Genomic DNA, 19,156 nt, shown 5'->3' on the forward strand with positions numbered 1-19,156 from the left:
CCATAGAGTGTTCACACGGCCTGCTGATACTTGGCCCCGACTTAACACACCCTATCTGCTAGGAGTAAGGCATGAAACTGAAGCGTTTGATGGCGGCAATGACTTTTGTCGCTGCTGGCGTTGCGACTGCCAACGCGTTCGCCGCTGTTGACCCTGCTATCCCGAGCTACACCAAGACCACTGGTGTGTCGGGCAACCTGTCCAGCGTCGGTTCCGATACCCTGGCCAACCTCATGACCCTCTGGGCTGAGAACTACAAAAAAGAATACCCGAACGTAAACATCCAGATTCAGGCCGCGGGCTCCGCCACTGCGCCACCTGCGCTGACTGAAGGCACCTCCAACCTGGGCCCGATGAGCCGCAAGATGAAGGACACCGAACTGGCGGCCTTCGAGCAGAAGTATGGCTACAAGCCAACCGCTATCCCGGTTGCTGTGGATGCCCTGGCTGTGTTCGTGCACAAAGACAACCCGATCCAGCACCTGACCATGGAACAGGTTGACGCGATTTTCTCGTCCACCCGCCTGTGCGGCGCCAAAACCGACGTGAAAACCTGGGGCGATCTGGGCGTGACCGGCGACCTGGCCAACAAGCCAGTGCAACTGTTCGGCCGTAACTCGGTATCCGGCACCTACGGCTACTTCAAAGAAGAAGCCCTGTGCAAAGGCGACTACAAACCAAACGTCAACGAACAACCAGGTTCGGCGTCGGTGGTGCAGTCGATCAGCTCCTCGCTGAACGGCATCGGTTACTCGGGCATCGGCTACAAGACCGCTAGCGTGAAGACCGTTGCTCTGTCGAAGAAGGGCAGCACTGACTTCATCGAAGACACCGAAGAAAACGCCCTGAACGGCAAGTACCCGCTGTCGCGTTTCCTCTACGTGTACGTCAACAAAGCCCCGAACAAGCCTCTGGCTCCGCTGGAAGCTGAGTTCGTGAAACTGGTGCTGTCGAAGCAGGGCCAGGAAGTGGTAGTGAAAGACGGCTACATCCCACTGCCAGCCAAGGTTGCTGCAAAAGCACTGGCTGACCTGGGTCTGCAGGAAGGCGGCGCTGAAGTCGCAAAGAAGTAACAAATTGAGTCCGGGGTGAACCCCGCCGGACTCAGGTAAAAGGCCGGATCTGCGCGCAGACCGGCCTTTTCCACACCTCAAATTTTTGATCCTCTGCCAGTCCCGCTGGCGGTGGATTTGCTGCGTCACTGCATTGTCATCTTTCTGTCATACAGGATCGCTAGGGTGAGCGCATGAATGATCTGGCCAATTCCCACATGACTACTAATCCTCCCAAGCGCATTGATTTCAATACGCCTGAGCTGCAACGCAAGCGCCGCATTCGCGCGCTCAAGGATCGCTTCACCCGCTGGTACGTCCTCGTTGGCGGTCTCGCGGTGCTGGCAGCCATCACCCTGATCTTCTTCTTCCTCGCCTACGTGGTGGCGCCGCTGTTCCAGGGTGCCGACCTGACCGCGAAAGACTCGATCACCCCGGCCTGGATGCAGGACGCCGGCAAGCCGCTGATGATTTCGCTCGAAGAGCAGAATCAGGTGGCCATGCGCGTTTCCGACAAGGGCCAGGCATTGTTCTTTGATATCGACAGTGGCGCTGAACTGAAGCGCGTCGATCTGCCAGTGCCAGCGGGCGCAACCGTGACCTCGATTGGTGAAGACCAGCCGGGCCATCCGCTGGTGGCCGTGGGTCTGTCCAACGGTCAGGCGCTGGTGTTCCGTCACACCTATAAAGTCAGCTACCCCGATGGCAAGAAAACCATCAGCCCGGCCATCGAGTATCCGTACGGCGAGACGCCGATCGCGCTGAACGAAGCCGGCGGTGCGCTGGAGCATGTCAGCCTGAATGCCACCGACACGACGCTGATGCTGGTCGGTTCGACCGGTTCGCAACTCAATGTGCTGTCGCTGACCAGCGAAGAAAACATGATGACCGGCGAAGTCACCAACGAGCAGAAGCGTATCGATCTGCCGCAGATGACTGAGCCGGTGAAAAACATCTTCGTCGACCCGCGCCAGCAATGGCTGTACGTGGTCAACGGTCGCGCCCAGGCCGATGTGTTCAGCCTGCGCGACAAGAGCCTCAACGGTCGCTACAAACTGCTGGAAAACGCTGACGCCGAAGTCACTGCGACCACGCAACTGGTCGGTGGTATCTCGCTGATCGTCGGCGACTCCAAGGGTGGTCTGGCCCAGTGGTTCATGGCCCGTGACACCGATGGTGAGCTGCGCCTGAAGCAGATCCGCACTTTCCAGATGGGCACCACGCCGATCGTTGAAATCACCGCCGAAGAGCGTCGCAAGGGCTTCCTTGCTCTGGATGCTAGCGGCAAGCTTGGCGTGTTCCACAGTACCGCGCATCGCACCTTGCTGGTCGATCAAGTGGTAGAAGGTCAAGGCCTGTTCGGTCTGTCGCCGCGTGCCAACCGCGTGATCGTCGAAGCCGGCGGCAAGCTGCAACCATTGCTGCTCGACAACCCGCACCCGGAAGTTTCCTGGAGCGCGCTGTGGAGCAAGGTCTGGTACGAGAACTACGACGAGCCTAAATACGTCTGGCAATCGACCGCAGCCAACACCGATTTCGAACCGAAACTGAGCCTCTCGCCACTGACCTTCGGCACCCTGAAAGCTGCGTTCTACGCCATGCTGCTCGCTGCTCCACTGGCTGTTGCCGCTGCGATCTACACCGCGTACTTCATGGCCCCGGGCATGCGCCGCAAGGTCAAACCAGTGATCGAGCTGATGGAAGCGATGCCGACGGTGATCCTCGGTTTCTTCGCCGGCCTGTTCCTCGCGCCATATGTCGAAGGGCATCTGCCGGGCATCTTCAGCCTGCTGATGTTGCTGCCGATTGGCATTCTGGTCGCCGGTTTCACCTTCAGCCGCCTGCCTGAATCGATCCGCCTGAAAGTCCCGGATGGCTGGGAAAGTGCGCTGTTGATCCCGGTGATTCTGTTTGTGGGCTGGTTGTCGCTGTACATGAGCCCGTTCATGGAGAACTGGTTCTTCGGCGGTGACATGCGCATGTGGATCTCCCACGACCTGGGCATCACCTACGACCAGCGCAACGCTCTGGTGGTCGGTCTGGCCATGGGTTTTGCGGTGATCCCGAACATCTACTCGATCGCTGAAGACGCCGTGTTCAGTGTGCCGCGCGGCCTGACCCTCGGCTCGCTGGCGCTGGGTGCCACGCCGTGGCAGACCATGACTCGCGTGGTGATCCTGACTGCCAGCCCGGGGATCTTCTCGGCGCTGATGATCGGCATGGGCCGTGCAGTCGGCGAAACCATGATCGTGTTGATGGCCACCGGTAACACCCCGGTCATGGAAATGAACCTGTTCGAAGGCCTGCGCACTCTGGCTGCCAACGTCGCGGTGGAAATGCCCGAGTCGGAAGTCGGCGGCAGCCACTACCGCGTGCTGTTCCTCTCGGCGCTGGTGCTGCTGTTGTTCACCTTCGTCATGAACACCCTGGCAGAACTGATTCGTCAGCGTCTGCGCAAGAAATACTCGTCGCTTTAAGCAAAGGTAGAAGTCTGTGAAACAGAACTCCCTGAAAGGATGGTTCAAGAGCGGCGCCCCGGGCGTCTGGATCAGCGGTGGCGCGGTGTCCATCGCGGTCATCATGACCATTGGTCTGCTGGCGGTGATTGCCGTGCGTGGTCTGGGTCACTTCTGGCCGGCCGACCTGGTCCACGCCAACTACGATGTACCGGGCCAGGCTAATCACCTGGTCATCGGTGAAGTGGTGCAGAAAGAAGAAGTGCCCCGCGCCCGTCTGAAGAGCGCCGGTTTGCCGGTGCCCGATGAAGGCCCGGAATTCATGACCCGCGAGCTGATCAAGGTCGGCAACCGTGACCTGAACGGCAACGACTTTACCTGGATCGTCGGTGAGTGGCTGACCAACCAGACCACGCCGCCAGAACTGATGGCGATCGAGCGTCGCGAGTGGGGCAACTTCTACGGCTACCTGGTCAACGTCAAACAGGACGGCAAGGTCATCGCCGAAGGTGAGGCTGCATGGCCTGAGCTGCAAGCGCGGATCAACCGTGTGAACGGTCTGGCGGCGCAACTGAAGTCGCTGGAAAAGACTGACATTGGTGCAATCAACGCCGGGCTGGAACGCATCCGTCTGCACGGCCGCAAACTGGAACTGGAAGGCAAGCTCGACGCCACCGCGCAAGCGGACATGGAATCCGAGCGTGCCGAGTTGAATGCGCGTTATCAGGACATCGAAGCGCGTCTGGCTGATCTGCATGCGCAGTTCAACCGCGATGCCTTGACTGCTCGCGATGCCAACGGCAAAGAAATCGAAATCGGCCTGGGCAAAGTGGTTCACGCCTACCAGCCGAACGCGATGAGTACCTTCACCAAGCTCGGTTTCTACTTCAGCAAGATCTGGGAATTCCTCTCCGACGACCCGCGTGAAGCGAACACCGAAGGCGGGATCTTCCCGGCGATCTTCGGCACCGTGATGATGACCCTGATCATGGCGATGATCGTTACCCCGTTCGGCGTACTGGCGGCGGTGTACCTGCGTGAATACGCCAAGCAGAACACCCTGACGCGGATCATCCGTATCGCGGTGAACAACCTCGCCGGCGTTCCGGCGATCGTTTACGGCGTGTTCGGTCTGGGCTTCTTCGTTTACGTACTCGGTGGTTCGGTCGACCGTTTGTTCTTCCCCGAAGCACTGCCGGCGCCGACCTTCGGTACACCGGGTCTGCTCTGGGCCTCGCTGACCCTGGCGCTGCTGGCGGTGCCGGTGGTGATCGTGGCGACCGAGGAAGGTCTGGCGCGTATTCCGCGGACCGTGCGTGAAGGCTCGTTGGCGCTCGGCGCGACCAAGGCTGAAACCTTGTGGAAGATTGTGATCCCGATGGCCAGCCCGGCGATGATGACCGGCATGATCCTCGCCGTGGCCCGCGCCGCCGGTGAAGTGGCGCCGCTGATGCTGGTGGGGGTGGTGAAACTGGCGCCGTCGCTGCCAGTGGACGGCAACTACCCGTACCTGCACCTGGATCAGAAAATCATGCACTTGGGCTTCCACATCTATGACGTCGGCTTCCAGAGCCCGAACGTCGAAGCGGCGCGTCCGCTGGTGTATGCCACGGCGCTGTTGCTGGTACTGGTGATCGCGACGTTGAACCTGTCGGCGGTGTATATCCGCAACCACCTGCGCGAAAAATACAAAGCACTGGATAGCTAAGGACGACACGAACCCTGTGGGAGCGCGTCCACTGGAATATTGATGGAAGCTGCAACAAGCAGTGTTCCGAACCGAATTTTGTTAGCACAGGGAGCCTCCCATGCAGCACGAAACACATACCCACGGCATCAACATGTCGGCCCTGGGTCGCGACAAGCAAAGCCTCAGCCTCGAGCAGGAAACCGTTGCCATCGAAGTGCCGGGCCTGAGCCTGTATTACGGTGAGAAACAAGCGCTGTTCGACGTCAGCATGAACATCCCGAAACAGCGCGTGACCGCCTTCATCGGCCCGTCCGGCTGCGGTAAATCCACGCTGCTGCGCACCTTCAACCGCATGAACGACCTGGTTGACGGCTGCCGCGTAGAAGGCGCGATCAACCTGTACGGCAACAACATCTATCGCAAGGGCGAAGACGTTGCCGAGTTGCGTCGTCGCGTCGGCATGGTGTTCCAGAAGCCCAACCCGTTCCCGAAGACCATCTACGAAAACGTGGTCTACGGCCTGCGCATCCAGGGCATCAACAAGAAGCGCATTCTCGACGAAGCCGTTGAGTGGGCGTTGAAAGGCGCGGCGTTGTGGGACGAAGTCAAAGACCGTCTGCATGACTCGGCACTCGGCCTGTCCGGTGGTCAGCAACAGCGTCTGGTGATCGCCCGTACCATCGCGGTTGAGCCGGAAGTGCTGCTGCTCGACGAACCGTGCTCGGCCCTCGACCCGATCTCGACGCTGAAAGTCGAAGAGCTGATCTACGAGCTGAAGTCCAAGTTCACCATCGTCATCGTGACCCACAACATGCAACAGGCCGCGCGGGTGTCCGACTACACGGCGTTCATGTACATGGGCAAACTGGTGGAATTCGGCGACACCGATACCTTGTTCACCAATCCGGCGAAGAAGCAGACCGAAGACTACATCACCGGTCGTTATGGCTGACAGTTGCGGTTTATTCACAGATTGACGCTGCGGCCCACCGCACCTTACCGGACGCTCCAAGGACGCCAACATGATTAGTAAAGAAGGCCTTACCCACCACATCTCCGCGCAGTTCAACGCCGAGCTCGAGGAAGTGCGCAGCCACCTCCTGGCCATGGGCGGGCTGGTCGAGAAGCAGGTCAACGACGCGGTCACCGCGCTGATCGAAGCCGACTCCGGCCTGGCTCAGCAGGTGCGTGAGATTGATGACCAGATCAACCAGATGGAACGCAACATCGACGAAGAATGCCTGCGCATTCTCGCCCGCCGTCAGCCGGCGGCGTCCGATTTGCGTTTGATCATCAGCATTTCCAAGTCGGTGATCGACCTGGAGCGCATCGGTGACGAAGCGACCAAGATCGCTCGTCGAGCGATTCAGCTGTGCGAAGAAGGCGAAGCGCCGCGCGGTTACGTCGAGGTTCGCCACATCGGCGACCAGGTACGCAACATGGTCCGTGATGCGCTGGACGCGTTTGCCCGTTTCGACGCCGATCTGGCGTTGTCGGTGGCGCAGTACGACAAGATCATCGACCGCGAATACAAGACCGCGCTGCGCGAGCTGGCGACCTACATGATGGAAGACCCGCGCTCTATCTCGCGGGTCTTGAGCATTATCTGGGTGCTGCGTTCGCTGGAACGCATCGGCGATCACGCGCGCAACATCTCCGAACTGGTCATCTACCTGGTGCGCGGCACCGACGTGCGCCACATGGGCCTCAAGCGCATGAAAGAAGAAGTTGAAGGCACAAGCGGCGAAACCGCTAATGTTCCGGGCGATGCTGACGATAAGTAAGATTGCCTGAGAAAAGCGCCCGGCCCTTTGGCCGGGCGTTTTTGTTTGTGCTTTTCATGGGCAGATTCGAATTAAAAAGCAGCACCCGCGAACGAAAAGTCCCGGCGTGACTGAAGAGTTTTGGCAATGTGCCATCAGCCAGCGTTATGCTTGCCGGGATTTTAATAGGGGTGTTGGATGAGCAAGATCAGTGTGTTGGTCGTGGACGATGCTTCGTTCATTCGTGACCTGGTGAAAAAGTGCCTGCGTAATTACTTCCCGGGGATCCGCACCGAGGACGCCGTCAACGGTAAAAAGGCCCAGGCCATGCTGGCCAGGGAAGCCTTCGACCTGGTGCTGTGCGACTGGGAAATGCCGGAAATGTCCGGCCTCGAGCTGCTGACCTGGTGCCGCGAGCAAGACAATCTCAAGACCATGCCGTTCGTCATGGTCACCAGCCGTGGCGACAAGGAAAACGTCGTGCAGGCGATTCAGGCCGGCGTTTCCGGCTACGTCAGCAAACCGTTTACCAACGAGCAGCTGCTGACCAAGGTCAAGCAGGCGCTGAACAAGGTCGGCAAGCTCGACACCCTGATGAACAGCGCGCCGACCAAGATGAACTCGGCGTTCGGCAACGATTCCCTGAGCGCCTTGACTGGCGGCAAGCCTGCCGTGGTCGGTGGTGCTCCGGCAGCCGCTGCTGCGGTCAATCCGTTTGCCAAACCGGCTGCTGCCGCGCCAGCGCCCGCCGCTGCGCCATCGCGTGGTTTGCTCAACAGCCCACCGGTCAAGGCGCCAGCCGCCGCGTCGGCTCCCGCCAGTGGTCGGGGTCAGGGTCAGTTGCGCCTGCCAAGCGGTACTCAGCAATGCGTAATCAAGGCCCTGAGCATCAAGGAAGCGTTGCTGGTGGTTAAGCGCACCGAGACCCTGCCGCAGATCCTCGACAGCGCTGTGCTCGATCTGGAGCAGGGCGACAACGCCGAGATTGCCCGCCTCAACGGCTACCTGCACGCCGTCGTTGCCTTTGAACAAAAACCGGACAGCGACTGGTTGCAACTGACCTTCCGTTTCGTCGATCAGGACGCGCAGAAGCTCGACTACATCTCCCGGCTGATCGCTCGCGGTACGGCGCAGAAGCACTTCGTTCCAGGCGCGTGATCTTCGTCTGTGAAAAGATCGCAGCCTTCGGCAGCTCCTACATTGGAATGCATTTTCCCTGTAGGAGCTGCCGAAGGCTGCGATCCTTTGCTTTGTGCGCTGGGCAAATTGAAACATCTGTCGACTAGCCTGGTCTGCTTCACCTGCTAGGCTCATTCCCAGGCCTCACTTCGACAGACTTTTGCCCATGCTCGCGCGCCTGCTGTTCTTCTATGGTCTTTTCATGGCATCCACTTCGGCTGTGGCCATGACCATCTACAAATCCACTGATGCCAACGGCGTGGTGTCGTACAGCGACCGGCCGAGCAAAGGCTCGCAGGTGTTCGTGTTTCAGGACCGCATGGTCGAGCGCCTGGAACGGCAGGTTTACCTCGATATCAAGAAGCAGAAGGGCACAGACGTGGTCTTCGTGCGCAACGATTTGTATGCGCCGGTCAAAATTGCCTTGGCATTCACCGGGCTGAGCAATGTGCGCGGTGCGCCGGCGCAAACCATCCACCGGGTGCTGCCGGCGCGCAGCAACACGCGGTTGGCGTTGCTGACGGCGATATCCGGCAAGCAGCCGCTGGTGTATACGCCGCAGTTCCACTATTCCCTCGGTGACCCCACTGGTATCGCGCAGGGCTATCGCTATCCGCTGCCGTGGCGCGGTGGACCGTTTCGTCTGAGTCAGGGCGCCAACGGTCAGTACAGTCACTATGGGCCGAAGAATCGCTATGCGATGGACATTGCCATGCCGGTGGGCACGCCGATCATTGCCGCGCGGGCCGGGGTGGTGGTGAAGACCGAGAACTCCCAGAGCGGGCGCGGTAATGATGCGTCCGGTAATTTCGTGCGGGTGCTGCACGACGACGGCACGATGGGCGTGTACCTGCACCTCAAACAAGGTTCGGTGAGCGTGCGCGAGGGGCAAAGGGTGACGGTGGGCAGTCCGTTGGCGCTGTCAGGCAACACCGGCAACAGCAGCGGTCCGCACCTGCACTTTGTGGTGCAGCGCAATACCGGTGAGGGGCTGGTGTCGATTCCGTATCAGTTCAACCAGCCGCTGGGGGCGTTGCCCAACTTTGCGTTGGGCAAGCAGTAAGCTTCTAAAAGCAAAAGATCGCAGCCTGCGGCAGCTCCTACATGGGAATGCGATCTCTGTAGGAGCTGCCGCAGGCTGCGATCTTTTAGCAGGCAACGCGGTTTCCCGCATTGCACTCAATCCAGCATCAACACCTTCGCCAGTACAATCTTCGGCCCTTTCATCTTCTTGATGATGATCCGCAGGCCTTCGACTTCCAGCACTTCTTCCTCTTCCGGCACCCGTTTCAGGGTTTCGTAGACCAGCCCGGCGAGGGTCTCGGCTTCGATGTGGTCGAGGTCGATGCCCAGCAGGCGTTCCACCTTGAACAGCGGCGTGTCGCCACGCACCAAGAGCTTGCCCGGCTGATAGGCGAGGATCCCGCGCTCAGCCTTGCGGTGTTCGTCCTGAATATCGCCGACCAGCACTTCCAGCACGTCTTCCATGGTCAGGTAGCCGATGATGTTGCCGTCAGCCTCCTCGACCACGGCGAAGTGCGAGCCGCCCTTGCGGAACTGCTCCAGCAACTGCGACAGCGGCATGTGCCGCGACACGCGCTCCAGGGGACGGGTCAGCTCAGCCAGGTTGAACGACTCGGGAATGTGGTCCAGCGCCGCCAGTTCCAGCAGCAGATCCTTGATGTGCAGCAGGCCGACGAACTCTTGGCGCTCACTGTCGTACACCGGATAACGGCTGAACTTGTGGCGACGAAACATCGCGAGGATTTCTTTCAGTGGAGCGTTGAATTCGAGCGTGATCAGGTCTTCGCGGGAGTTGGCCCAGTCGACCACTTCCAGCTCGCCCATTTCCACCGCCGAGGCCAGAACGCGCATGCCCTGATCGCTCGGATCCTGGCCACGGCTGGAGTGCAGGATCAGTTTCAGTTCTTCGCGGCTGTAATGGTGCTCATGGTGCGGACCGGGTTCGCCTTGCCCTGCGATACGCAGAATGGCGTTGGCGCTGGCGTTGAGCAGGTAAATCGCCGGGTACATCGCCCAGTAGAACAGGTACAGCGGCACCGCCGTCCATAGCGACAGCAGCTCGGGTTTGCGGATCGCCCAGGATTTCGGGGCCAGCTCACCAACCACGATGTGCAAGTACGAAATGATGAAGAACGCGGTGAAGAACGACACACCTTTGACGATCTCCGGCGACTGCACGCCAACCGCGCTCAGCAGCGGTTCGAGGATGTGTGCGAACGCCGGCTCACCGACCCAGCCAAGGCCAAGGGAGGCGAGCGTGATACCGAGCTGACAGGCCGAGAGGTACGCATCGAGCTGACTGTGTACCGTGCGCAGGATGTGCCCGCGCCAGCCGTTCTGATCAGCGATGGCCTCGACTCGGGTCGAGCGCAGTTTGACCATGGCAAATTCCGCCGCAACGAAAAAGCCGTTGAGCAAAACCAGGATCAGAGCAAAAAGGATCATGCCGAAATCGGCGAAAATTGTAGCGAGGGACAAGCCAGGGGAAGGGTCCATGATGGAGTTTTGCGGGTTCCGTGTGATTCAAGAGAGAGAAAAATCGCGCCTGAAAGGCAGGCACAAGTCAGCCAATGTAGCGGCTGACATGGCGATTGCCTAGTGGCGAGTGCTGGTCGGTCTTACTCGGCGGCGCTGATGGCCCGTGCCTGAGCCACCTGAGCTGGGGCGAAATGGCAGGTGAACGTGCTGCCGTGACCGGGCACGCTGCTGATTTCCATGCGTGCGCGGTGGCGCAGCAACACGTGTTTGACGATGGCCAGGCCGAGCCCGGTGCCGCCGGTGTTGGAGTTGCGGCTGGAGTCGACGCGGTAGAAACGTTCGGTCAGGCGCGGCAGGTGTTTGCTGTCGATGCCGATGCCGGAATCCTGCACGCTCAGGTGCGCGCCCTGAGCGTCACCCCACCAGCGAATACGGATGTTGCCCTCGGCCGGGGTGTACTTCACGGCGTTGAACACCAGATTGGAGAACGCGCTGCGCAATTCCGCCTCGCTGCCCTTGAGCAGCAGGCCGGCATCGGCTTCGAGGGTGATGCGCTGGTTCTTCGCGCCCGACAATTGCTGGGCATCGCTCTTGATCGATTGCAGCAGAGTGTCGATCTGCACCGGATGGTTGTCTGACGGGTAATCGGTGGCCTCCAGTTTCGCCAGCAACAACAAATCGTTGAGCAGCGTCTGCATGCGCCCGCCCTGTTGTTGCATCTGCTGCAGCGCGCGACTCCAGCGCGGATTCACTTCCTCGACGTTGTCGAGCAGGGTTTCCAGGTAGCCGCAGATCACTGTCAGCGGCGTGCGCAACTCGTGGGAGACGTTGGCGATGAAGTCTTTGCGCATCTGTTCCAGCTGATGGATACGCGTGACGTCGCGCACCAGCATCAAGTGTTCGTTGTTGCCGTAGCGGGTCAGGTACAGCTGAATGCGCACGCGATCGTTGGTCGGCGAGGGGATTTCCAGCGGCTCGGCGTAGCTTTCCTGCTCGAAGTACTCCTTGAAACGCGGATGGCGCACCAGGTTGGTCACCGGCTGGCCGCTGTCCTGCGGGGTCTTGAGGCCAAGCAGGGTTTCGGCGGCGCGGTTCCACCATTCCAGGTTGCCGTCGCTGTCGAGCATGATCACCGCGTCTTTCAGCGCGGCGGTGGATTCCTGCACCCGGTCGATCACCGCTTGCAGACGCCCGCGCACGCGTTGGTCGCGGCGTTGCAGGTGGTAGATGCTGTCGAACACTTCACCCCACAGGCCATAGCCGTCGGGCGGTGCTTCGTCGGGTTGGTGCTGGCGCAGCCACTCGTGCAGACGCAGCAATTGCTTGAGTGTCCAGGCCAGATAAATCCCCAGGCCCGCCGCAAGGCTCCAGCCGTAATAGCCGGTGATCAGGCCGATCACCAGGCAGGCGGTGACCAACAGCAGCATGTGGCGAATCAGGGTGCCATGCCAGTTTTGATTCACGGAAAATACGGTCCTTGTCAGCGAGTCTGGCGGTCGGATCAGGCCTTGGTGGAGAACCGGTAGCCGGTGCCGCGCACGGTTTGTACCAGATTTTCGTAGGCGTCGCCGAGGGCCTTGCGCAAGCGCCGGATGTGCACGTCGACGGTGCGCTCTTCAACATAGACGTTGCCGCCCCAGACCTGATCCAGCAACTGGCCACGGGTGTAGGCGCGTTCCTGGTGGGTCATGAAGAATTGCAGCAGACGGTATTCGGTCGGGCCCATCTCGGCCGGTTTGCCGTCGATGGTCACGCGGTGGCTGATCGGATCAAGCAGCAGGCCGCCGACTTCGATCGGCGCTTCGCCGTCGGTCGGGCCAGCGCGACGCAGCACGGCTTTGAGGCGGGCGACCAGTTCGCGCGGGGAAAACGGTTTGGTGATGTAGTCGTCGGCGCCGACTTCCAGACCCTGGATCTTGTTGTCCTCTTCGCCCTTGGCGGTGAGCATGATGATCGGGATGTCCCCGGTCAGCTCGTCACGCTTCAGACGACGGGCCAGTTCGATGCCGGAGGTGCCGGGCAGCATCCAGTCGAGCAGGATCAGGTCCGGCTTGCGGTCGACGATGATGGCGTGGGCCTGCTGCGAGTTCTCTGCCTCGAGGCAGTCATAGCCGGCCATTTCCAACGCAACGGCGATCATTTCGCGAATGGGCGCTTCGTCGTCGACGATCAGAATGCTCCTGCCAACCATGCCTTAATCCTCTTGTCATTTAACTGTCTTGCGCCGCATTAGATAACGGAATTATTGCAGTCGTGTGACAGTATTTTAGTCCGGCGGCGATTGTGCAAATCCTCAACTAAGCTCTAAGTCCGAATCCTGACAACCACAAAAGAAGGTTTCCATGACTCAAATGACTGTTTCTTTCAAAGCCCTGCTGATGGCTGCTGCCCTGACTCTGCCTGGATTTGCCATGGCTGCCGAGCCGGCCATGATGAAGGACGGCATGATGGTCGATCACAAAGGCATGACCGTTTATACGTTCGACAAGGACGCTGGCGGCAAATCGATGTGCAACGGCGATTGCGCGAAAAACTGGCCGCCGATGATGGCGCCGGCGGGTGCCAAGGCTGAAGGCAAATGGACGGTCATCAAGCGCGATGACGGCATGATGCAGTACGCCTATGACGGCAAACCGCTGTACACCTTCATGAAGGACGAGAAGCCTGGAGAAATGAAAGGCGATGGCATGAAGGAAGTGTGGCACGTGGTGCACGAGCATAAGTAAACGCAAATCCCCCTGTGGGAGCGAGCTTGCTCGCGAAAGCGTTGGGTCAGTTGCCACATAGGCTGACTGAGACGACGCATTCGCGAGCAAGCTCGCTCCCACAGGTTTTTGCGGATCAGCGCAACGCGTAATCCAGCACGATCCCGACGAAAATCGCCAACCCGGCCCAGTGGTTGTGCAAAAACGCCTTGAAGCAGCGCATCCGGTCGCGATCCCGCGTGTACCAGAATTCCCACGCATAACACCCGGCAGCCACCAGCAAGCCAAGATGGAACCAGATGCCCAGCTCAAACTTGGATCCCGCCAGCATCAGGCAACCCAGCGACAATGCCTGCAAGCTCAGGATGATCAGCCGGTCCGCCTCGCCAAACAGAATTGCCGTGGATTTCACGCCAATCTTCAAATCGTCATCGCGATCGGTCATCGCGTAATAGGTGTCGTAACCCACCGTCCACAGCAGGTTGGCGATCCATAGCAGCCACGCTGCCGCCGGCAGCTCGCCGGTCTCGGCGGTGAACGCCATCGGCATCCCCCACGAAAACGCCGCGCCGAGCACCACTTGCGGGTAATAGGTGTAGCGCTTCATGAACGGGTAAGTGAACGCCAGCGCCAGACCGCCCAGCGACAACCAAATGGTCGGCGCATTGGTGCACAGCACCAGCAGAAAACTCACGCCCATCAACAGCGCAAAGAACACCAGCGCTTCTTTCGAACTGATCTTGCCGCTGGCCAGCGGCCGTTGTGCGGTGCGTTTGACGTGGCCGTCGACCTTGCGGTCGGCCCAGTCGTTGATCACGCAACCGCCGGCGCGGGTCAGTACCACGCCGAGGACGAAAATCACCACGTTGGCCAGCGACGGCGAGCCTTTGCCGGCAATCCACAGGGCCCAAAGGGTTGGCCACAGCAGCAGATAAATGCCGATCGGCTTGTCCATCCGGGTCAACTGAATGAAGTCCCACGCGCGCGGGTTCAAGCGGTTCAGCGACTTGAGCAGGCTCTGATACATCAGCAGTTCTCCGGATGGGCGCGGGCGGCGCGCCACAGGCTCGGCAGGAAAATTTCTGCGACCAGCACGCTCAACGCGCCACGGTCGAAACGCGAACGTCGGCCCCACAGCTCAGGCGCTTTCACGTCTGGCGGCAACCATTGTTCAGGGTAGTGGCAAACTTCGAGGGCGCGGCGCTGGAACGCCTGATCGCAAAACAGCAATTCACCCAGAGAGCGGCTGCCCAGTTCGTCCATGTGCAAGCCGTCACCCTGCAAAGCGGCGCGCGACGCGACGCTACGGGCGAACACCCAAGCCTCGCCGTGACCGCGCAAATACACCTCGCGTACCCAGCCTTCGCTGCCCTCAGCCAGATCCAGCGCCGCACATTCGTCAGCGCGCAAGGTGTCCCAGCCTTCAAACAGCGGCGTGACGCTGAAGCCGTCATCGGACAGCCGGGTCAGTCGGCGGGTGAGGGAGCCTTCGTCGAACAGCCAGTCGAGGGTCAACGAATCGGGGAGGGGCGTCAGTCGGCTTTGAGTCAGCCAGAGCGGGGCCGGGCAGGCATTTGAATGTTGCACAATGAGTCATTATTGGCCGCAAATGAGGCGGCGAGCTTAACATGGTGGCCGCCGATATTGATTGATCCGGGTCGCCATTGCGCCGAACAGGCTTGCATCTGCCCGGCACCATCAGTACAAAACGCCCTGAGCCGGATGGCAGCGCAACACCCATCGACCGTCCGTGCCGGCACCACGCCTGAACCCTGAGGAAGTACCTGAATGAAAAAGTGGCAATGCATCGTCTGTGGCCTGATCTACAACGAAGCCGATGGCTGGCCGGATGACGGCATTGCGCCGGGCACCCGTTGGGAAGATGTACCGGCAGACTGGCTGTGCCCGGACTGCGGCGTTGGCAAAATGGACTTCGAAATGATCGAAATCAACTAAGCAAATCGAAAGGAGTAAGGCATGAGCGCACCTGTCGTCATCGTTGGCACTGGGCTGGCGGGCTATAACCTGGCCCGCGAGTTTCGCAAACTCGATAGCGAAACCCCGTTGCTGTTGATTACGGCTGATGACGGCCGCTCTTACTCCAAACCGATGCTCTCCACCGGTTTCGGCAAGAACAAGGACGCCGACGGCCTGAGCATGGCTGAACCCGGGGCCATGGCTGAGCAGTTGAAAGCCGAAGTGCGCACTCATACGCGTATCAGCGGTATCGACGCCGGCCACAAGCGCCTGTGGATCGGCGAAGAAGCGGTTTATTACCGCGACCTGATCCTCGCCTGGGGCGCAGAAACCGTGCGTGTGCCCATCGAAGGCGATGGCGCCGATCTGGTGTTTCCGATCAATGATCTTGAAGACTACGCACGCTTTCGCGCAGCGGCGGCCGGCAAGCGCCGGGTGCTGTTGCTCGGCGCCGGCCTGATTGGCTGCGAATTCGCCAACGACCTGATCCTCGGCGGCTACGAAGTGCAACTGGTTGCACCCTGTGAACAAGTCATGCCGATGCTGCTGCACCCGGCGGCTGCGGCAGCCGTGCAGGCCGGGCTGGAAAGCCTCGGTGCGAAATTTCATCTCGGCCCGGTACTGACCCGATTGCAGAAAGTCGCCGCCGGCCTGGAAGCGCATCTGTCCGACGGCCAGGTCATTCCTTGCGACGTGGTGGTTTCGGCCATCGGCCTGCGCCCGCGTATCGATCTGGCGGCGGCTGCCGGCGTGCAGGTCAATCGCGGCGTCGTGGTCGACCGGCACCTGAAAACCTCCCACGCCAATATTTACGCCCTGGGCGACTGCGCCGAGGTCGACGGATTGAATCTGCTGTACGTGATGCCCCTGATGAGTTGTGCGCGGGCGCTGGCGCAAACCCTCGCTGGAAACCCTACTACCGTGAGCTACGGCCCGATGCCGATCACCGTAAAAACCCCGGTGTGCCCGCTGGTGGTTTCGCCGCCACCTCGGGGCAGCGAAGGTGTCTGGACGGTCGAAGGTCAGGGCGCCGACATCAAGGCGCTGTGCCACAGTGCCGATGGGCAGCTGCTCGGTTATGCGCTGACGGGTGCAGCGGTGATGGAAAAACTCGCCCTGAACAAACAGCTTCCGGCGCTGCTGGCGTAAATACCGGTCGTTCTGTCGGAATCACCCCGCTTTTGCCCCTACAAAGGTCGCGTGGAGACTGGCGCCGCCGGTATCCGCGTGCCATTCTCACTCCCGTCTGCCGCAGAGTAGAGCCTGCGGCGCCTTGGGCGCTGTTCCAACGAGAACAGCACGGACATAACAACAAAAAACCGTCAAAGGGGCTTCACTAATGCGTAAACCAGAACTCGCCGCTGCAATCGCTGAAAAAGCAGATCTGACCAAAGAACAGGCCAACCGCGTACTCAACGCCGTTCTCGAAGAAATCACCGGCGCTCTGCACCGCAAGGACAGCGTGACGCTGGTCGGCTTCGGCACCTTCCTGCAACGCCACCGCGGCGCCCGCACCGGCAAAAACCCGCAGACCGGCGAACCGGTTAAAATCAAGGCCAGCAACACTGTTGCGTTCAAGCCAGGCAAATCGTTGAAAGACAGCGTAAATCCTTAATTGCGGCGAACTCCTCGAATAACGGGGAGAATCGCTGAAAAAATGGGCACACCGATTGCGGTCGGGTGCCCATTTTTTGTGCCTGCCTATTTGGTATGCCCTGCAGCAATAATAAAGCCACGTAATCAACTGCATTGGTTGGCTATCGATCTGCCTCACACTTAAATCAATACCCTATATATAAAAGCCATCATATTGATGGCACTTTTGTCATTGTTGGTTGTCTCGCTGTGAATTGTTGAAACAGCACTGAAATCTTTCGGAATCATCCTACATCCGTTTTTTTCAAAACCCGTCATGCTCCGCGCCATTGTCGTCGGCCCCGGTTTTCGGTGATCACGGCAGATTGGAACGATCGCTCTAAATCAGGGTTTTCAGGTGTTTCGTGCGGCTGCGTATATATGAAAACGGTATCGGGGATTCCCTGACTAAATATAGGGAAACCTCCTACAACAAACAAAGAACAGTTCGTCTTGTTGTTTAATCAGATGCTTGCTAGTGGCCATCATAGTGATTACGATGCGCCCACTTGAAAGAGCACATCTCAATTGGATGAGTCGCTTCACCGCTCTTCGATACTGTCCCGCGCCGCGGTAACTCCAATAGGCGCCTGACTGTAATCCTTAATAAAGGCCATGGATGTCCTACTCAAGCAAACTTTCCGCCCATTACCTCGAACTCGCTAAAGTCTCTGTTTCCAAAGAGAATTTCGCGGGCGAAGACGTTCGTTTTTCGAGCGAATTCGAGGCCCTGGAAAGCGAGCTGGCCAAAGCCTCGTCGATGCACGAAAGCGGGCAGATCGACTGGCTGAAAATTCGCGAAAACAGCGAAAATCTACTGCGTACCCAATCCAAGGATTTGCGTGTCGGCGCCTGGCTGACCTGGTCGCTGTACCAGCGCGAATCCTTCCCCGGACTGCTGGCCGGCCTCGGTCTGCTGCACCATCTGTCGGAAAACAACTGGGCCGACGTTCACCCGCTCAAACCCCGTACCCGTGCCGCCGCCATCGGCTGGCTGGTGCCGCGTCTCGAGCAGGTCATCACCGAAAACATTGCGATCAAAGAGCAGCTGCCGATGTTCCGGCAGCTCTCCGAGCACCTGTCCGGCCTTGAAGCCGCGTGTGCCGAGCATCTGGGCGATGATTCTCCGCTGTTGCTGCCGATCTCCCGTCGCCTGAAAACCATGATCCAGCGCGCGGCCGACAATCAGCCGGCCCCTGGTGTGGTCGGTGCGGCGGTGGCGCAGGTCAAGCAGGCGGCGAGCCAGTTGCTCACCCCCGGCGCGCCGATCGACAACGAACGAGACGCGCATAAAGCCCTGCGCGCGCAACAGGAAAGCGCCCGCCCATTGTGTGCCTGGTGGCTCAAGCAGAAGGCCACCGACCTGCGCGCCCTGCGCCTCAATCGCACACTGCTGTGGATGACCATCGACGCGGTGCCGGAGCGCAACGCCGAGCAGATCACCGTGCTGCGTGGCCTGCCGCTGGAAAAGCTCAAGCTCTATCAGGACCGTTTCGATCAGGGCAAATACGCCGACCTGCTGGTGGAACTGGAGGCGAGCCTGGCGAAGGCGCCGTTCTGGTTCGATGGCCAGAGGATGGTCTGGGAGTGTCTCCAGAACCTCAACGCCGAATTGGCAATGCGCGAAGTGGAAATCCACTTCGCGCTTTTGGTTCAACGGCTGCCGGGCATTGTCGAGTTGCGCTTCCATGACGGCGCGCCGTTTGCCGATCCGTCCACCCGCGCATGGATCGCCGCCAACGTCATGCCGCACCTGCAAAGCGCCAGTGCGCCGCGCAAGGTCGAAAGCGAAAACGTCGAAACCCAGCCGGCCTGGGAAAAGGCCCTCGAAGAAGTTCTGCCGCTGCTGCGCAAGGAAGGCCTGAAGCCGGCCGTGCAGACGCTCAAGCAGGGTTTGCAATCCGCTCACGGTGGCCGCGAACGCTTCTTCTGGCAGTTCGCCCTCGCGCGCCTGTGCTTCATGGCCAAGAAATACGAACTGGCCAAGAACCAGCTGGAAACCCTCGATCAGACATTACAGGACTCAGGCCTGCACGCCTGGGAGCCCGATCTTGCATTGGAAGTGCTGCATTTACTGCATAGCTGCTGCGAGTTGTTGCCGCAGAACCATGCCGTACGTGAACGCAAGGAAGAGATTTATCGCAGGCTGTGCCACCTCGACCTCGAAGTGGTACTCGAATAGGCCCCAGGGCCACAA

17 protein-coding genes and 1 pseudogene are annotated in these 19,156 nt (G+C 59.9%); 13 read left to right on the forward strand and 5 right to left on the reverse strand.

The annotated features are described in order from the left end of the window. Positions 1 to 71: 71 nt before the first annotated feature. The 7 genes from H8F23_RS21905 (at position 72) to H8F23_RS21935 (ending at position 9,203) form a co-directional block, all read left to right on the forward strand. The gene (locus H8F23_RS21905) at positions 72 to 1,073 is read left to right on the forward strand and encodes a phosphate ABC transporter substrate-binding protein PstS (RefSeq protein WP_194935757.1); all 1,002 of its coding nucleotides are present in this window, start codon (positions 72 to 74) and stop codon (positions 1,071 to 1,073) included. A gap of 422 nt (positions 1,074 to 1,495) precedes the next feature. Next, positions 1,496 to 3,529: an ABC transporter permease subunit gene (locus H8F23_RS21910; protein WP_175559543.1), complete on the forward strand. Its 2,034-nt coding sequence runs from the start codon at positions 1,496 to 1,498 to the stop codon at positions 3,527 to 3,529. Between the two features lie 16 nt (positions 3,530 to 3,545). After that, a complete protein-coding gene (gene pstA, locus H8F23_RS21915; RefSeq protein WP_194935758.1) occupies positions 3,546 to 5,216 on the forward strand; it encodes a phosphate ABC transporter permease PstA in 1,671 nt (556 codons plus the stop codon). A gap of 100 nt (positions 5,217 to 5,316) precedes the next feature. Continuing rightward, positions 5,317 to 6,150: a phosphate ABC transporter ATP-binding protein PstB gene (gene pstB, locus H8F23_RS21920; protein ID WP_097089455.1), complete on the forward strand. Its 834-nt coding sequence runs from the start codon at positions 5,317 to 5,319 to the stop codon at positions 6,148 to 6,150. Between the two features lie 70 nt (positions 6,151 to 6,220). After that, positions 6,221 to 6,982: a phosphate signaling complex protein PhoU gene (phoU, locus tag H8F23_RS21925; protein WP_007954334.1), complete on the forward strand. Its 762-nt coding sequence runs from the start codon at positions 6,221 to 6,223 to the stop codon at positions 6,980 to 6,982. A 177-nt stretch (positions 6,983 to 7,159) separates the two neighbouring features. Beyond that, on the forward strand, positions 7,160 to 8,119 hold the full coding sequence (locus tag H8F23_RS21930; protein ID WP_186620216.1) for a response regulator: 960 nt from the start codon (positions 7,160 to 7,162) through the stop codon (positions 8,117 to 8,119). A gap of 187 nt (positions 8,120 to 8,306) precedes the next feature. Further along, positions 8,307 to 9,203 carry a peptidoglycan DD-metalloendopeptidase family protein gene (locus H8F23_RS21935; protein ID WP_194935759.1) on the forward strand — a complete coding sequence of 299 codons (897 nt, stop codon included), beginning with the start codon at positions 8,307 to 8,309 and terminating at the stop codon, positions 9,201 to 9,203. 116 nt (positions 9,204 to 9,319) lie between these two features. Here the strand turns inward: H8F23_RS21935 and H8F23_RS21940 are convergent, their stop codons facing one another. From H8F23_RS21940 to phoB, 3 genes are all read right to left on the reverse strand, one after another. Beyond that, entirely contained in the window at positions 9,320 to 10,660 is a 1,341-nt protein-coding gene (locus H8F23_RS21940) for a hemolysin family protein (protein WP_007920256.1), read from the reverse strand. A gap of 122 nt (positions 10,661 to 10,782) precedes the next feature. Beyond that, entirely contained in the window at positions 10,783 to 12,069 is a 1,287-nt protein-coding gene (gene phoR, locus H8F23_RS21945) for a phosphate regulon sensor histidine kinase PhoR (RefSeq protein WP_267464111.1), read from the reverse strand. Between the two features lie 74 nt (positions 12,070 to 12,143). Further along, entirely contained in the window at positions 12,144 to 12,833 is a 690-nt protein-coding gene (gene phoB, locus H8F23_RS21950) for a phosphate regulon transcriptional regulator PhoB (RefSeq protein WP_007896474.1), read from the reverse strand. Positions 12,834 to 12,984: 151 nt separating this feature from the next. On the opposite strand from phoB, the gene H8F23_RS21955 reads away from it, so the two are divergent. Both H8F23_RS21955 and H8F23_RS29335 read left to right on the forward strand, forming a co-directional pair. Further along, positions 12,985 to 13,368, forward strand: coding sequence for a COG4315 family predicted lipoprotein (locus H8F23_RS21955; RefSeq protein WP_077575084.1), 384 nt, complete (start codon positions 12,985 to 12,987; stop codon positions 13,366 to 13,368). A 14-nt stretch (positions 13,369 to 13,382) separates the two neighbouring features. Continuing rightward, positions 13,383 to 13,475 (forward strand): annotated as a pseudogene (locus H8F23_RS29335) (metal ABC transporter ATP-binding protein); the annotation flags it as partial. Between the two features lie 8 nt (positions 13,476 to 13,483). Here H8F23_RS29335 and ubiA read toward each other — a convergent pair. Together ubiA and H8F23_RS21965 are read right to left on the reverse strand one after the other, a co-directional pair. Beyond that, positions 13,484 to 14,374, reverse strand: a complete 891-nt coding sequence (gene ubiA, locus H8F23_RS21960) for a 4-hydroxybenzoate octaprenyltransferase (protein WP_194935761.1) — start codon at positions 14,372 to 14,374, stop codon at positions 13,484 to 13,486. Beyond that, positions 14,374 to 14,934, reverse strand: a complete 561-nt coding sequence (locus H8F23_RS21965) for a chorismate--pyruvate lyase family protein (RefSeq protein WP_194935762.1) — start codon at positions 14,932 to 14,934, stop codon at positions 14,374 to 14,376. Before H8F23_RS21965 ends, ubiA begins: the two co-directional genes overlap by 1 nt. A 201-nt stretch (positions 14,935 to 15,135) precedes the next feature. On the opposite strand from H8F23_RS21965, the gene H8F23_RS21970 reads away from it, so the two are divergent. The 4 genes from H8F23_RS21970 (at position 15,136) to tssA (ending at position 19,141) form a co-directional block, all read left to right on the forward strand. Continuing rightward, positions 15,136 to 15,303, forward strand: a complete 168-nt coding sequence (locus H8F23_RS21970) for a rubredoxin (protein ID WP_003177199.1) — start codon at positions 15,136 to 15,138, stop codon at positions 15,301 to 15,303. A 21-nt stretch (positions 15,304 to 15,324) separates the two neighbouring features. Further along, positions 15,325 to 16,473 (forward strand): NAD(P)/FAD-dependent oxidoreductase, encoded by a 1,149-nt coding sequence (locus H8F23_RS21975; RefSeq protein ID WP_194935763.1) that lies wholly within the window; start codon positions 15,325 to 15,327, stop codon positions 16,471 to 16,473. 190 nt (positions 16,474 to 16,663) lie between these two features. Next, on the forward strand, positions 16,664 to 16,939 hold the full coding sequence (locus H8F23_RS21980; protein ID WP_003213368.1) for an HU family DNA-binding protein: 276 nt from the start codon (positions 16,664 to 16,666) through the stop codon (positions 16,937 to 16,939). 639 nt (positions 16,940 to 17,578) lie between these two features. Continuing rightward, entirely contained in the window at positions 17,579 to 19,141 is a 1,563-nt protein-coding gene (gene tssA, locus H8F23_RS21985) for a type VI secretion system protein TssA (RefSeq protein ID WP_007920270.1), read from the forward strand. The last annotated feature ends 15 nt before the right edge of the window (positions 19,142 to 19,156 follow it).

This window comes from Pseudomonas neuropathica (assembly GCF_015461835.1).
In the GTDB taxonomy this organism is placed as follows: domain Bacteria; phylum Pseudomonadota; class Gammaproteobacteria; order Pseudomonadales; family Pseudomonadaceae; genus Aquipseudomonas; species Aquipseudomonas neuropathica.